The organism is Pseudomonas sp. UBA6276 (genome assembly GCF_002438365.1).
GTDB lineage: Bacteria > Pseudomonadota > Gammaproteobacteria > Pseudomonadales > Pseudomonadaceae > Aquipseudomonas > Aquipseudomonas coleopterorum.
Map to the genome: position 1 here is coordinate 1 of NZ_DJUS01000173.1, position 14,688 is coordinate 14,688.

Below are 14,688 nucleotides of genomic sequence, written 5' to 3' on the forward strand. Positions count from 1 at the left end.
TCTATTACGAAGACACCGATGCAGGCGGCGTCGTCTACTACGTCAACTACCTCAAATTCATGGAGCGGGCTCGTACCGAGCGCCTGCGTGCGCTGGGGTTCGTCCAGTCGCATTTGGCAGGAGAGAACCTGCTTTTCGTCGTCCATTCGGCACAGGCGCGCTACCATGCGCCAGCGCGGTTGGACGACGAACTGAAGGTGACCGCCGAAATAATCGAATTGAATCGCGCCAGCCTGCGTTTCAAGCAGCAGGTATGGCGGATGAAGGACGCAACGCTGCTCTGCGAAGGGCAGTTCATGGTGGCCTGTGTGCGCGCCGATAATTTCAAACCCCAGGCCATTCCCCCAGCCTTGCGCGCGGCCCTCGCCGACGCGGGCGACCTGGGCAAATAATCCAATGCAGGAGATTAAGCGTGGAAGCTAACGTCGTCGACCATACCTCCATGTGGAGTTTGGTCAGCAATGCCAGTGTCGTGGTGCAGTTGGTCATGCTGATTCTGGTGGCCGCCTCGGTCACTTCGTGGATCATGATCTTTCAGCGCAGCTCGATGCTGCGCGCCGGGCGTCGGGCTCTGGACAGCTTCGAGGAGCGATTCTGGTCGGGCATCGACCTGTCCAAGTTGTATCGCCAGGCTGGAAGCAATCCGGATCCGGATTCGGGCGTCGAGCAGATCTTCCGTGCCGGCTTCAAGGAGTTCTCCCGTCTGCGCCAGCAGCAGGGCGTCGACCCCGATGCGGTCATGGAAGGCGTCGGTCGTGCCATGCGCGTTGCGATCTCCCGTGAGGAAGAGAAGCTCGAGCAGGGCCTGCCGTTCCTGGCCACGGTCGGTTCCACCAGCCCGTATGTCGGTCTGTTCGGTACCGTATGGGGCATCATGAACTCGTTCCGCGGTCTGGCTTCGGCCCAGCAGGCGACGCTTGCGACCGTTGCACCGGGTATTGCCGAAGCGCTGATCGCCACGGCCATCGGCCTGTTCGCTGCCATTCCGGCCGTTATTGCCTACAACCGTTTCGCTGCCCGCAGCGAGACCCTGATCAACCGTTACTACACGTTCGCTGACGAGTTCCAGGCCATCCTGCACCGTAAAGTGCACACCAGCGAAGAGTGAGCAGGGATAACCCAATGACTCGAGGTCGTCGCCCAAAACGCAAGCCGGTCGCCGAGATGAACGTGGTGCCCTACATCGACGTGATGTTGGTACTGCTGGTCATCTTCATGGTCACCGCTCCGATGATCAACCAAGGTGTGAAGGTCGATCTGCCCAAGGTTTCCAGCGAAGCGTTGCCGCAGGACAACAACACTCAGGTGCTCACCATTTCCATCAAGGCCGACAAGACCTACTACTGGAACGTCGGCAAGGAAGTAGACACTGAAAAGCAGCAGGACAAGGCCATGACCCTGGCGCAGATGACCCAGGCCGCGACCGCGATCATCAACCAGGGCAATGCCAACGGGAAGAAGACCCAAGTCTTCATTCGCGGTGACAAGACCGTGGATTATGGCGCTGTCATGGGCGCCATGGGTGGTTTGCAGCAGGCAGGTGTCGGTAACGTTGGCTTGATTACCGAGGCCCCGTGATGCAAAAGCGAGAGCATTCAGCCTCGGAAAGCTTCTTCTGGCCCACGGTCTGGGCGGTAGCCCTGCACGTGCTGATTTTCGGGATGTTGTTCGTCAGTTTCGCCATGACGCCCGAACTGCCCGAAGCGCGCCCCATCGTGCAGGCTACGCTCTATCAGCTCAAGTCCAAGAGCCAGGCCACCACTCAGACCAATCAGAAGCTGGCGGGCGAGGCGAAGAAGTCTGCCGCGCGACAAACTGAAGTCGAGCAGATGGAGACCAAGAAGCTTGAACAGGAAGCCATAAAGGCGGCGGAACAAAAGAAAGAGGAAACCGCTCAAAAGGCCGAGGCAGCGAAGAAGGCCGACGAAGCCAAGAAAGCCGACGCCGCCGCCAAGGCGGAAGCGGCAGAGGCGGCCGCAGCCAAGGCTGAAGCGGCCAAGGCCGAAGCGGCAGAAAAAGCTGCCGAAGCCAAGAAAAGCGAGTTGGCCGATATCGCCAAGAAGAAAGCCGAGCAAGAGGAGGCCAAGAAGGAGGCGGCCGAGGAAGCCAAGAAGAAGGCTGCCGAAGACGCCAAGAAGAAGGCCGCCGAAGACGCGAAGAAGAAAGCCGAAGACGACGCCAAGAAAGCTGCTGCCGCCGCCGCTGCCGAAGATGCCAAGAAGAAGGCTGCCGAGGACGCGAAGAAGAAGGCTGCGGCCGACGCTGCGAAGAAGAAGGCCCAGGATGCGGCACGCAAGGCTGCGGAAGACAAGAAGGCGCAGGCGCTGGCCGATCTGCTTTCCGACAAGCCCGAACGCCAGCAGGCGCTCGCCGATGAGCAGGGTGATGAAGTCGCGGGCAACTTCGACGATCTCATTCGCTCGCGAGCAGCCGAAGGTTGGGCACGTCCGCCTTCTGCACGCAAGAACATGACTGTGGTATTGCAGATCAACATGTTGCCCGATGGTACTGTCACCAACGTCAGCGTTTCGCGCTCCAGTGGCGATGGGCCTTTCGACAGTTCGGCGGTTGCTGCGGTCAAGAACATTGGCCGTTTAACGGAAATGCAGGGTTTGAAACCAGCTGACTTCAACCCCTATCGTTCCTTCAAGATGACATTTACACCTGAGGATCTTGCCTTGTGATTACCCTTCTTCGAGGACTGCTCGTCGTCCTGTGCTGCGCCGCCGGCATGGCCTCTGCGGACGAAAAGAACATTCTGGTCACCAGCGGTGCCGACCGGGCGACGCCGATCGCGGTCGTCCCGTTCGGCTTCCAGGGTGGTAGCGTGTTGCCTGACAACATTGCCGAAATCGTCGGCAACGACCTGCGCAACTCGGGCTACTACTCACCCATTCCACCGCAGAACATGATCAGCCAGCCGTCCCAGGCCAGCGAAGTCATCTACCGCGACTGGCAGGCGCTGGGTGCCCAGTACGTCATGGTCGGCAGCATCACGCCGGCCGGTGGTCGCCTGCAGGTGCAGTACGCGCTGCTCAACGTCAACACCCAGCAACCCGTGTTGACCGGCAGCGTGTCGGGCACCACCGATCAGCTGCGTGACATGGCCCACTTCATCTCCGACCAGTCGTTCGAGAAGCTGACCGGGATCAAGGGTGCGTTCTCCACGCGCATGCTCTATGTCACCGCCGAGCGCGCCGGTACCAACGCTACTCGCTACACCCTGCAGCGTTCGGACTACGATGGGGCACGTGCCGTAACCCTGCTGCAGTCGCGCGAGCCGATCCTGTCGCCACGCTACTCGCCCAATGGCCGCAACATTGCCTATGTATCGTTCGAGCAGCGTCGTCCGCGGATCTTCCTGCAGAACGTCGACACCGGTCGCCGCGAGCAGCTGACCAACTTCGAAGGCTTGAACGGCGCACCGGCGTTTTCACCTGACGGCAACCGTCTGGCGCTGGTGCTGTCAAAGGATGGCAACCCGGAAATCTACGTGATGAACCTGGGGTCGCGCGCATTGACTCGCGTGACCAACAGCCCGGCGATCGATACCGAACCCTTCTGGGGCAAGGACGGCTCGACGCTTTACTTCACGTCGGACCGTGGCGGCAAGCCGCAGATCTACAAGACCAGCACTTCCGGTGGCGCCAATGCCGAGCGTGTGACGTTCGTGGGCAACTACAACGCCAACCCGAAACTTTCGGCTGACGAAAAGACGCTTGTAATGATTCACCGGCAAGATGGTTTCACCAATTTCAAGGTGGCGGCGCAGGACTTGGAACGCGGAAGCGTAAAGATCCTCACAGATTCAACTCTTGATGAGTCGCCTACTGTTGCGCCCAACGGCACCATGGTAATCTACGCCACCCGCCAGCAGGGCCGGGGAGTCTTGATGCTCGTGTCGCTAAATGGCCGCGTGAGGCTCCCGCTTCCTACCGCTCAAGGCGAAGTCAGAGAACCGTCCTGGTCCCCTTACCTGAACTGACGCGGCGTAATACGTTGTACTTAACACACTGGGGTTCATTAGGAGTTTCACGATGGAAATGCTGAAGTTTGGTAAGTTTGCTGCGCTGGCCCTGGCCTTGTCCGTAGCTGTAGGTTGCTCGTCCAAAGGCGGCGAAGATGCTGGTCAAGGCGGCGCTGCTGTCGACCCTAACGCTGGTTACGGCGCAAACACCGGTGCCGTTGACGGTTCCCTGAGCGAAGAAGCTGCTCTGCGCGCAATCACCACCTTCTACTTCGAATACGACAGCTCGGACCTGAAGCCAGAAGCCATGCGCGCTCTGGACGTTCACGCCAAGGACCTGAAAGCCAACGGCGCTCGCGTCGTCCTGGAAGGTAACACCGACGAGCGCGGTACTCGCGAGTACAACCTGGCACTGGGCGAGCGTCGCGCCAAGGCCGTTCAGCGTTACCTGGTACTGCAAGGCGTTTCGCCAGCTCAGCTGGAACTGGTTTCCTACGGCGAAGAGCGTCCAGTAGCTACCGGCAACGACGAGCAGTCGTGGGCTCAAAACCGTCGCGTCGAACTGCGTAAGTAATTCGTCATGCGAACGTGCCGTCGTGCTGTAACTGTTCTGGCTTTCGCCCTGCCTGTGATGGCTTGGGGCGCGGTGCCTGTGGTCGATAGCAACAACAATGGAGGCTACGGTAACAGTGGCGCCGTTGGTGGCAGCTATCCGCCTGCAGGTTACGGTACGAACGGCGCCTCGGCCGGGTCAGGTGCGCAAGCGCCTGTCTCGGCTCAGGGCGAGCTGTTCATGCAACTGCAGCAAATGCAGGAAGACATCGCGCGTCTGCGAGGTCAGGTCGAAGTCCAGCAAAACGATATCCAGCGCCTGAAACAGGAAGGGCTCGAGCGGTATCAGGATCTCGATCGTCGGATTGGCGCTGGGGTTGCACCTGCACCCGCTGCCCAACCGGATAATTCTTCAGCCAGCGGCGCCTCCGGCGGCGCTGGTGCTTCATCGGCTGGCGGTCAATCGACAGCCAGTTCAGAGCCTGGCGATCCGGCCAAGGAGAAGCTGTATTACGATGCAGCCTTCGACCTGATCAAAGCCAAGGATTTCGACAAGGCCAGCCAGGCATTTGCCGCATTCCTGCGCAAATACCCGAACAGCCAGTATGCGGGCAATGCCCAGTACTGGCTGGGCGAGGTCAACCTTGCCAAAGGTGATCTGCAAGGCGCAGGTCAAGCCTTCGCCAAGGTTAGCCAGCTGTATCCCAAGCACAACAAGGTGCCGGATTCGCTGTACAAGTTGGCCGACGTCGAACGTCGCCTCGGTCATACCGATCGAGTCAAAGGTATTCTGCAGCAGGTTGTGACCCAGTATCCGGGTACTTCCGCGGCGCAATTGGCGCAGAAAGACCTGCAAAGATTGTGAAGCTTGCCGAGTGATTCGAAGAAACCCGCGCCTGGCGCGGGTTTTTTGTTAGAATTTGCCGCCATTTTATGAACACGCTTCCTGAAGCCACGCGAGCGCGGGCTGCCTGAAGTGCCCAACGGAGGCGGTCAGCCTGTTTCGCTGTCACGCCCGTGGACCCTATGCAAGACACACTACGTATCACCGAAGTCTTCTACTCCTTGCAGGGTGAGACGCGGACCGCTGGCCTGCCCACGGTTTTCGTGCGCCTGACCGGTTGCCCTCTGCGCTGCCAATACTGCGACAGCGCCTATGCATTCAGCGGGGGTACCCAGCGTACCCTCGACTCGCTCATGGAGCAGGTGGCCAGCTACAAGCCCCGCTATGTGTGCGTGACCGGGGGCGAGCCGTTGGCCCAGCCCAATGCCATCCCATTGATGCAGCGCCTGTGCGATGCCGGCTATGAGGTTTCCGTGGAAACCAGCGGTGCGCTCGACATCAGCGCAGTGGACACGCGAGTCAGCCGGGTGCTTGATTTGAAGACCCCGGGTTCCCTCGAGGTCCATCGCAATCGCTACGAGAACATCGAGCTGCTGACCCGCAACGACCAGGTTAAATTCGTCCTGTGCTCGCGTGAAGACTACGACTGGGCCGTCTCCAAGCTGATTCAGTACGGTCTGGACCAGCGCGCTGGCGAAGTGCTGTTCTCGCCAAGTAAGGATCAACTGCGTGCAACCGATCTGGCCGACTGGATCGTGGCCGACAACCTGCCGGTGCGCCTGCAGATGCAATTGCACAAACTTCTTTGGAACGACGAGCCGGGGCGCTGACATGAACGACACAACCGAGCACCAGAAAAAAGCGGTCATCCTGCTCTCCGGCGGCCTGGATTCCGCGACCGTAGTGGCGATGGCCAAAGACCAGGGCTACGCCTGCTACACCATGAGTTTCGACTATGGTCAGCGCCATCGCGCCGAGCTTAATGCGGCGGCGCGGGTGGCTCGCGATCTGGGCGTGGTCCAGCACAAGGTCATTGGACTGAATCTGGACGGCATGGGCGGTTCGGCGCTGACCGATACGTCGATCGACGTTCCCGAAACCTTGGGCGAGGGCATTCCGGTGACTTACGTGCCGGCGCGCAACACGGTCTTTCTGTCGCTGGCCCTGGGCTGGGCCGAGGTGCTGGAGGCGCGGGATATCTTCATTGGCGTCAATGCGGTCGACTACTCCGGCTACCCGGACTGCCGACCCGAGTTCATCGAGGCCTTCGAGCGCCTGGCCAATCTGGCTACCAAGGCTGGAGTGGAAGGCAATGGCTTCACCATTCAGGCGCCGTTGCAGAACATGAGCAAGGCCGAAATCGTCAAGGCGGGCGTGGCGCTGGGTGTGGACTACGGCCTGACGGTGTCCTGCTATCAGGCTGACGACGAAGGCCAGGCCTGTGGCAAATGCGACAGCTGCCGCTTGCGCGCGGAAGGCTTCACTGCAGCCGGTGTGAGTGACCCTACACGTTATTTTTGATTTTTTTTCTGTAGGGTGTTGAATTACCAAAAGAATTCGGTATTATACGCCCCACGAAACGGGTCGTTAGCTCAGTTGGTAGAGCAGTTGGCTTTTAACCAATTGGTCGTAGGTTCGAATCCCACACGACCCACCATTTCGAAACCCGCAGCTTGCAAAAGCTGCGGGTTTTTTTATGCCCGGGATTCGGTAGTTATCCTTGCAGCGATAGGGCTTTGCTAACACCTCGTTTCTCTGTAGCCTGCGCCAGCCCTCAAAAGCCTCACGAAAGCCAGGGCATATACTCCCAGGCCCTTGTCGGCCCGGTCTATACTCGACTCTCGCGCATCAGCGCTCGCAGGTCTTGCCCCATGACGCAGATATCCGAACGCCTTCTGGTTCAGGCTCACCTGGATGCCAAGCAGCCCAAGCCCCTGACACCGGAGCAGGAAGCCGACTACCGTTCAGCCATCGCTGCCGAGCTCAAGGCTCAGGACGCGGTGCTGGTTGCTCACTACTACTGCGATCCGGTGATCCAGGCGCTGGCCGAGGAAACCGGCGGTTGTGTGTCCGACTCGCTGGAAATGGCACGTTTTGGCAACCAGCACTCAGCTCGTACCGTAGTGGTGGCGGGTGTTCGGTTCATGGGCGAAACGGCGAAGATCCTCAACCCTGAAAAACGTGTACTCATGCCCACCCTGGAAGCGACCTGCTCGCTGGACCTGGGTTGCCCGGTCGATGCATTCTCGGCTTTCTGCGATCAGCATCCCGAGCGCACGGTGGTGGTCTATGCCAACACCTCGGCCGCGGTGAAGGCACGTGCCGACTGGGTAGTGACGTCGAGCTGCGCGCTGGAAATCGTCGAAAGCCTGATGGACAACGGCGAGAAGATCATCTGGGCGCCGGACAAGCATCTGGGCAACTACATCCAGACCCACACCGGCGCTGACATGCTGATGTGGGACGGTGCCTGCATCGTGCACGAGGAGTTCAAGTCGCGGCAACTGAGCGACATGCGTGCGCTGTATCCCGATGCCGCGATTCTGGTGCACCCCGAGTCGCCGGCAGAGGTCATCGCACTGGCTGACGCCGTGGGCTCCACCAGCCAATTGATTGCCGCTGCCCGTACGTTGCCGCAGCAGACGCTGATCGTGGCAACCGATCGCGGTATCTTCTACAAGATGCAGCAGGCCGTGCCTGGAAAGACGCTGATCGAGGCGCCCACGGCGGGCAACGGTGCTGCCTGTCGCAGCTGTGCGCATTGCCCGTGGATGGCCATGAACACACTTGAGCGCACGCTGGAATGCCTGCGCGCCGGCAGCAACGAAATCACTGTGGATCCGGCGCTGATTCCCCAAGCTGTTCGGCCGCTCAAGCGCATGCTGGACTTTACCCAGGCAGCGCGCCTGAAAGTGGCTGGCAACGCTTGATCAAAGGCCTTTGCCGAGTACGACCACGGGCCTTTCGGACTTCGGCAGTTCAAGCTTTGGCAACTCAGACCGCGGACGGCCCAGTCGTTTGTTCAGTTCCAGCCATTCGGCCAAGGCCAGCATCAGGCCTGCGCCGACCAGCGCGCTCGCGATCTGCATCGCGAATAGATCATCTGCCAGGGCATTGGCCATGTCGGCCAACGGTGCCAGCACCACGCTGAGGCAGAAGACCTCGAGCGAATAGCGCCCCATCAGCCCGACTTTGCGTGCCAACAGATGATTCACCCAGGCACCCTGAGGTATCAGCTTGGCCACACAGTAGGCCAAGGCCACGAAGTGCAGAAGGCGTGACGGCGAGAGGTTGGTCTTGTCTATGGGGTAGAGCAGTTGGCTGAACCAGCCGGGCACCAGTGCCTCGTGCAGCATCGGCCAGCGCCATCCCAAGGCAACCAGCGCGCTGAATGTCACGAGCGTGGCGCACGCGAGGAACAGGGGTTGGCGGCTCAAGGGGCGGGTCGGCACGGCCTGCCTGCGCGTCGAATGCAGCGCCGTGGCGCCACCCAGTACGAACAGCACCTGCCAGGCCAGAGGATTGAAATACCAGAGGCCGTTGTCGTGCGCAGGAATGTTCCAGCCCAGCCAATGCACCATCAGATACAACACCAGCGACAGGCCGATGGCCTGGGCCGGCCGCTTGACCAGCAACGGCAAGACGATCGGCAGGCCGAGCAGCAACACGATGTACAACGGCAAGGGGTCCATCAGGTTGGGTTTGAAGCGCAGCAGCAGTTCGTCGACCATCGCCTGTTGCGGGTTTGACACGAAATAGGTGAGGTTCATCTCCTGGATCATGTCGCGGGTTTCGACGTGATTGTTGGCGACGAAGATGATGCCCATCAGGACCGCCAGCAGGAAGATGTGGACCACGTAAAGCACCCAGGCGCGACGCAGGATGCGCATGCCGGCCACCAGATAGCCGTCGCGCAAGGCGATCTTGCCGTAGGCCAGTACGGCGGCATAGCCGGCGAGGAACACGAACACTTCTGCAGCATCGCTGAAGCCGAAGTTGCGCAGCGTGAAGCTGGCCAGCGGGTTTTGCGGTATGTGATCCCAGAAAATGAAGATCAACGCCAAACCTCGATAGAAATCGATCCGATGGTCTCGATCGTTAGTCATGGCGACAGGCTCTTGCGAATAGGAAGGATGTAGTAGGGATGGGACAGCGGGCATTGCGGTTCCGCGTCGGCGGTCATTATCGACCAGCGGCGCGGAGGGTGGCGGGTTTCGCAACGAATTGCAAAAGTTTGGCTATTACGGAATGTCACAACGCCAAGTTACCGCAGCCCTGTAGCAGCGGCGCAAGCCGCGTCATCNNCCGCTGCTACAGGGGGGGATGGATCAGCTGCTGGCGTAGCTCCGTGGTTTCTTCGCTCCAGTACATCGGCTTGCCGGCGATCAAGGCCGCCACGGGCAGTCCGTCGCGGTAGAGCACACGGTTGCTCGGCAACGCTGGCACGGTCTTGTGGATCAGCTGAGGGTCGGCGCCGGGCAATGGCAGCAGGGTGCCCACCAGGTTCAATGGGTCGCTGGCCGAAATGGACACCAGGCTGCCATCCACAGGTCTTTTGCGCACCTCGCGCAGGGCTGGAATGGCCTCTGGCAAGGCGAATTGCTCGCCGGACAAGCCGTCGATGAAACGCCCCCCGCGAATCTGTCCGCGCGCCTCCAGTCGCTGCAATGCCCGCAGCAGGTCGCGCCAGCTGGGCAGCCAGTCGGCTTCGCGTTGCAGCAGGCGCCAGAACACCACCCCGTAGCGACGCAACAGCACCAGCGCGATCTGTTCGACGGCTTCATCGGGGGCACTGCCGTTTGCCTGGAGCAAGGCCCAGCGCCCCGCATCGTCCATGCCGCCAATGAAAGCACCGCGACCACGGCGACTGCTGCGCGCCTGACGTTTGCCGGCCGGTGTGATCAGCGCGCGCAATCCGGCGAAACTGTCGGCGTTCACGCGGCCTGCGGCGACCAGTTCCTGCAGCGCGTTCTCCACTTCGGTCCGCAGCAGGCGCACATCGTGTACGAGATCGTCGAAGAACATCGCGCCCTGCGCGGCTAGGGTTTGTTCGACCTTCTGCGCGCGCATGGACAATTCCTGCGGCTGGACTGTCGGAGCCAGGCTGCGCCACAGGGGCAGGCGCGCGCGGGGCAGCAGCACGATGGGCGTACCGCGCAGGGTGGTTCCTTTGCCGCTGCTGGCCAACCGCGCCCAGACCGTCTTGCCGCTGCGGCAGGCGCGGTCCAGCCACGATGGGTCGTAGCCACGCAGCCGTACGGGCAGCAGATCGCTCTCCCAGGCGCCAGCCGGGGCGCTGTACCCTTCGAACTGTTCCAGGATTTTGGGCAGGGCCTCCTCGCCTTGCAGGCGGGTGCCGGGCGCCAGGCACTGCCAGTCGAGCAGAAAACGCATGAACACTTGCAGGCTGACCGGTTCGATCTCCCGCCGCAGGTGCTTCACCGTATAGCGATGGATACGCGCCAGCAGGTGCCGCTCGCACCACTGGGTTTCCTCGATGTGGGTGAGAAACTGGCCGCGCATCACATAACCCTGGGATTCCAGTTCCAGCAGCGCCAGTTCCACCACGGCAGGATGCAGGTTGAGCGGGGCGGCAATGTCCCCCAGTCGCTGCGGGCCGAATCCGCTCAAGCGGGCGCGGATCAGCTCCAGCGTCGCACTCTCCTGGGTCCACGTCTGGGCCAGATGTGCCGGCACCTGCAGTGCGGGGGATAGCTCGGCGTTGGGGTAGAGGGTTTGCAGGCAGGCCATGCGCTCCAGGGCCAGCCACAGGCGATTCCCATCGCCCAGCGTCAGGCGCGCAGCACGGCCGGTGCGCGCCAGTGTCTTCAACAGCGCCAGCTCGCTGGGCTGGGCTTCGTGTTCGGCCAAGGCGCCCAGGCTCATCAAGGCTTCGTGCATCTCGTCGCCGTTGATGGGGGCGGGCCATGCTTCGGCGGCCACGGCGGCGATGGCATCCGTGTCCAGTTCACCCATGTCGTCTGCCGAGCGGGGTTCGTCCCAGCGTCGGTTGAGGACTGCCTGGGTGCGTCGCTCTTCCAGCGGAGCGTCGTCGAGGAACGCGTAGGGCCGGGCATTGAGGATAGCCGCCGCCAATGGCGAAGGGCTGGGCAGGTCGCGCTGGATGAGGGTGATCTGACCGCTCTCGATGCGCCGCAGCAGGGTCAGCCAGCCCGCGCTGTCCATGGCCTCGTGCAGGCAATCGTCGAGGGTCTGTTGGACCAAGGGATGATCGGGAATCTCCCGCTCGCCGACGATATTTTCCAGGCAGGCGATCTGGTCCGGGAATACCGTGGCGATCAAATCCTCGCCTTTCATGCGCTGCAGTTGCGGGGCCACCTTGCGTCCGCCGCTGTAGCGGGGCAGGGCCAGGGCCGTCGCTGCGTTCCAGCGCCAGCGCACGCCGAACAGCGGCGCATCGAGCAGCGCCTGGATCAGTATCGATTCAGCGCTGTTGCTGTGCAGGTAATGCCACACCTCCTCCAGCTCGAAGCTGTGGCTGGTCGACAGCGACAGTACAATTGCATCTTCGCTGGCGGCCGCTTGCAACTCGAAATTGAAGGTGCGGCAGAAGCGCTTGCGCAGGGCCAGACCCCAGGCGCGGTTGATACGGCTGCCGAAGGGCGTATGGATGACCAGTTGCGTGGCGCCGGAGGCGTCGAAGAAGCGCTCCATGATCAGGGTGTCCTGCGAGGGCAGGGCGCCCAGCGCCTGACGTGTGCGCGCCAGATAATCGAGCAGTTGCTCGGCGCTGTCCCGGCCCAGGCCCAGTTCGTCCTGCAACCAGGGCAGCAACGACTCGACTTGACCTTCGCTGAGCGCCAGGCGCTGGTCGATCGATGCCTGCAATCGCGCCACGCTGGCCGACAGCTCGGCGCTGCGCCCCGGCATTTCGCCGAGCCAGAAGGGGATGTTCGGCGCCTGGCCGTGGGCGTCTTCGACCCTGACTTTGCCGCCTTCGATGCGCAGGATGCGGTAGGACCGGTTGCCCAGTTGGAAGATGTCGCCGGCGAGGCTTTCCACGGCGAAATCCTCGTTGACGCTGCCGATGCTCAACGCTTGGGGTTCCAGTAGCACCGCGTAGTCGGCGTTATCGGCAATCGCCCCACCGCTGGTGACTGCGGTCAACTTGCTGCCGCGTCGACCGCGCAGAGTGCGGGTCACGGCATCGCGATGCACATAGGCTGCGCGCACGCCCTGACGTCCGCTGTAGCCCTCGGCGAGCATGCGCAGCAAGCCCTCGAAGCGCGCGTCGTCGAGCCCGGCGTAAGGCGTTGCCTGGCGGAACATCTGCAGCAGCGCCTGCTCCGGCCATTCCTGGCAACTGACCTCGGCGATGATCTGTTGGGCCAGCACGTCCAGCGGCGCCTGAGGAATCTGCAAGGTGTCCAGTTCGCCGCGGCGCACGCAGTCCAGCAAAGCCACGCATTCGATCAGATCATCTCGGGAAATGGGAAACAGGCGACCCTTGGGAACGCCACCGACATGGTGCCCGGACCGCCCCACCCGTTGCAGGAACGCGGAGATGGAGCCTGGCGAAGCGATCTGGCACGCCAGGTCGACGTCACCGATATCGATGCCCAGCTCCAGCGAAGCGGTGGCCACCAATACTTGCAAGTCGCCGCGCTTGAGGCGCTGCTCCGCATCCAGCCGGTGTTCCTTGGCCAGGCTGCCATGGTGGGCCGCGACGTGCTCACGGCCCAGGCGCTCGCTCATATGCCGCGCCACGCGTTCGGCCAGGCGCCGCGTATTGACGAACACCAGCGTGGTGCGATGGGACTGCGCGAGGGCTGCCAGACGGTCGTAGAGCAGCTCCCAGACATCGTTGGGCATGACTGCGGCAAGCGGCACCGCGGGCACTTCGATCGCCAGGTCCCGAGGCCGCGCGTGACCGATGTCGACGATCGAACATGCGCGTTGTGTCCCCACCAGGAATTGCGCCACCTGGGCGATGGGCTTCTGCGTGGCGGACAGGCCGATGCGTCGCAAAGGTTGGCTGCACAGCGCCTGAAGACGCTCCAGGCTCAAGGCCAGATGACTGCCGCGCTTGCTGCCGGCCACCGCGTGGATCTCATCGACGATCACCGTGTGCACATCCGCCAGCATGCCTCGGCCCGAATCCGAACCGAGCAGCACGTAGAGCGATTCGGGTGTGGTCACCAGAATGTGCGGAGGCTGCCGACGCATGGCGGCGCGCTCCTTCTGCGGCGTGTCGCCCGTACGTACACCGGCGACGATGGTCACCGCGGGCAGGTTCATGGTCGTCAAGTGCTCGGCGATGCCGCGCAGCGGGCGTTGCAGATTCAGCTGGATGTCGTTGGACAGCGCCTTGAGGGGCGAGACGTACAGCACGGTCGTGCGCTGCGGCAACCGACCCTGGTGCTCCAGTCCCCGTTTTACCAGTTCGTCGAGCACGGCCAGGAACGCCGTCAGTGTCTTGCCCGACCCGGTGGGTGCCGCAATCAAGGTCGAGAGGCCCTGCTGGATCAACGGCCAGGCCCGGGCCTGGGCAGGGGTAACGGCCGCAAAGTGCTGGCTGAACCAGGCGCTTACTGCCGGGTGGAAGTGGGCCAGTGGCGAATCAGGCTGTTCAGGTAGGTTCATGATCTATTGATGGGGGGAGGGCGGCGAAGTTGCAAGCTGAACGATGCAAACGGCGCACAACCTGCCGTATTTTCGACGCCCAAGAAAAAGGGCGACTTTCGTCGCCCTCTGTCCAGCCTGTTGCTTCAACCCCGACGGCGCAGCGCCTCGATACGGTCTTCCAGAGGCGGGTGAGTCATGAGCAGGCCGGCCAGGCCGTGCTTGAGACCACCGTTGATGCCGAACGCATTGAGCGAATCGGGCATCTGCACCGGAACGCCTTGCTCGGAGCGCAGGCGTTGCAGCGCGCCGATCATCGCGTTGGTGCCGGCCAAGCGTGCACCGGCTTCGTCGGCGCGGAACTCGCGGCGACGCGAGAACCACATGACGATGATGCTGGCCAGGATACCCAGCACCAGTTCGGCCACGATGGTCGCGATGTAGTAGGCGATCCCTTGGCCTTGTTCGTTCTTGAAGATGACCTTGTCGACGAAGTTGCCGATGATTCGCGCGAAGAACATCACGAAGGTGTTCACCACGCCCTGCACCAGTGCCAGGGTGACCATGTCGCCGTTGGCTACGTGGCCGATCTCGTGGGCCAGGACCGCCTTGACCTCATCGGGCGAGAACCGCTCGAGCAGGCCCTGGCTGACCGCCACCAGCGCGTCGTTCTTGTTCCAGCCGGTGGCGAAGGCGTTGGCCTCGTACGCCGGGAAGATGCCGACCTCGGGCATCTTGATGC

At 62.1% G+C, this 14,688-nt stretch carries 13 protein-coding genes and 1 tRNA gene; 11 read left to right on the top strand and 3 right to left on the bottom strand.

Going from position 1 to position 14,688, the window contains the following annotated elements; translation table 11 throughout:
* From ybgC to nadA, 11 genes are all read left to right on the top strand, one after another.
* Nucleotides 1–392, top strand: a 392-nt coding sequence (gene ybgC / locus B2V21_RS19550; protein ID WP_286917759.1) for a tol-pal system-associated acyl-CoA thioesterase, incomplete at its 5' end; no start/stop codon positions are given.
* A gap of 20 nt (nucleotides 393–412) precedes the next feature.
* Entirely contained in the window at nucleotides 413–1,108 is a 696-nt protein-coding gene (gene tolQ, locus B2V21_RS19555) for a protein TolQ (RefSeq protein ID WP_043187191.1), read from the top strand.
* Between the two features lie 14 nt (nucleotides 1,109–1,122).
* Nucleotides 1,123–1,578 carry a protein TolR gene (tolR, locus tag B2V21_RS19560; RefSeq protein WP_049861515.1) on the top strand — a complete coding sequence of 152 codons (456 nt, stop codon included), beginning with the start codon at nucleotides 1,123–1,125 and terminating at the stop codon, nucleotides 1,576–1,578.
* On the top strand, nucleotides 1,578–2,684 hold the full coding sequence (tolA, locus tag B2V21_RS19565; protein WP_197979064.1) for a cell envelope integrity protein TolA: 1,107 nt from the start codon (nucleotides 1,578–1,580) through the stop codon (nucleotides 2,682–2,684). The genes tolR and tolA overlap by 1 nt, the downstream gene beginning before the upstream one ends.
* Entirely contained in the window at nucleotides 2,681–3,985 is a 1,305-nt protein-coding gene (gene tolB, locus B2V21_RS19570) for a Tol-Pal system beta propeller repeat protein TolB (protein ID WP_376787142.1), read from the top strand. The genes tolA and tolB overlap by 4 nt, the downstream gene beginning before the upstream one ends.
* Before the next feature lie 52 nt (nucleotides 3,986–4,037).
* Entirely contained in the window at nucleotides 4,038–4,541 is a 504-nt protein-coding gene (gene pal / locus B2V21_RS19575) for a peptidoglycan-associated lipoprotein Pal (protein WP_043187198.1), read from the top strand.
* A 6-nt stretch (nucleotides 4,542–4,547) separates the two neighbouring features.
* The gene (gene ybgF / locus B2V21_RS19580; protein ID WP_049861513.1) at nucleotides 4,548–5,384 is read left to right on the top strand and encodes a tol-pal system protein YbgF; all 837 of its coding nucleotides are present in this window, start codon (nucleotides 4,548–4,550) and stop codon (nucleotides 5,382–5,384) included.
* Between the two features lie 161 nt (nucleotides 5,385–5,545).
* A complete protein-coding gene (gene queE / locus B2V21_RS19585) occupies nucleotides 5,546–6,193 on the top strand; it encodes a 7-carboxy-7-deazaguanine synthase QueE (protein ID WP_043187201.1) in 648 nt (215 codons plus the stop codon).
* Between the two features lies 1 nt (nucleotide 6,194).
* Nucleotides 6,195–6,884, top strand: a complete 690-nt coding sequence (gene queC, locus B2V21_RS19590; RefSeq protein ID WP_192000141.1) for a 7-cyano-7-deazaguanine synthase QueC — start codon at nucleotides 6,195–6,197, stop codon at nucleotides 6,882–6,884.
* A 60-nt stretch (nucleotides 6,885–6,944) separates the two neighbouring features.
* Nucleotides 6,945–7,020: transfer RNA gene (locus B2V21_RS19595), tRNA-Lys, on the top strand.
* A gap of 214 nt (nucleotides 7,021–7,234) precedes the next feature.
* On the top strand, nucleotides 7,235–8,293 hold the full coding sequence (gene nadA / locus B2V21_RS19600; RefSeq protein ID WP_134721608.1) for a quinolinate synthase NadA: 1,059 nt from the start codon (nucleotides 7,235–7,237) through the stop codon (nucleotides 8,291–8,293).
* Here the strand turns inward: nadA and B2V21_RS19605 are convergent, their stop codons facing one another.
* The 3 genes from B2V21_RS19605 to htpX all read right to left on the bottom strand — a co-directional run.
* Nucleotides 8,294–9,469, bottom strand: coding sequence for an OpgC family protein (locus B2V21_RS19605; protein WP_286917760.1), 1,176 nt, complete (start codon nucleotides 9,467–9,469; stop codon nucleotides 8,294–8,296).
* Between the two features lie 205 nt (nucleotides 9,470–9,674).
* Entirely contained in the window at nucleotides 9,675–13,967 is a 4,293-nt protein-coding gene (locus B2V21_RS19610) for a DEAD/DEAH box helicase (protein WP_286917761.1), read from the bottom strand.
* A 125-nt stretch (nucleotides 13,968–14,092) separates the two neighbouring features.
* The coding region (gene htpX, locus B2V21_RS19615; RefSeq protein WP_286917762.1) for a protease HtpX at nucleotides 14,093–14,688 on the bottom strand (596 nt) is incomplete at its 5' end.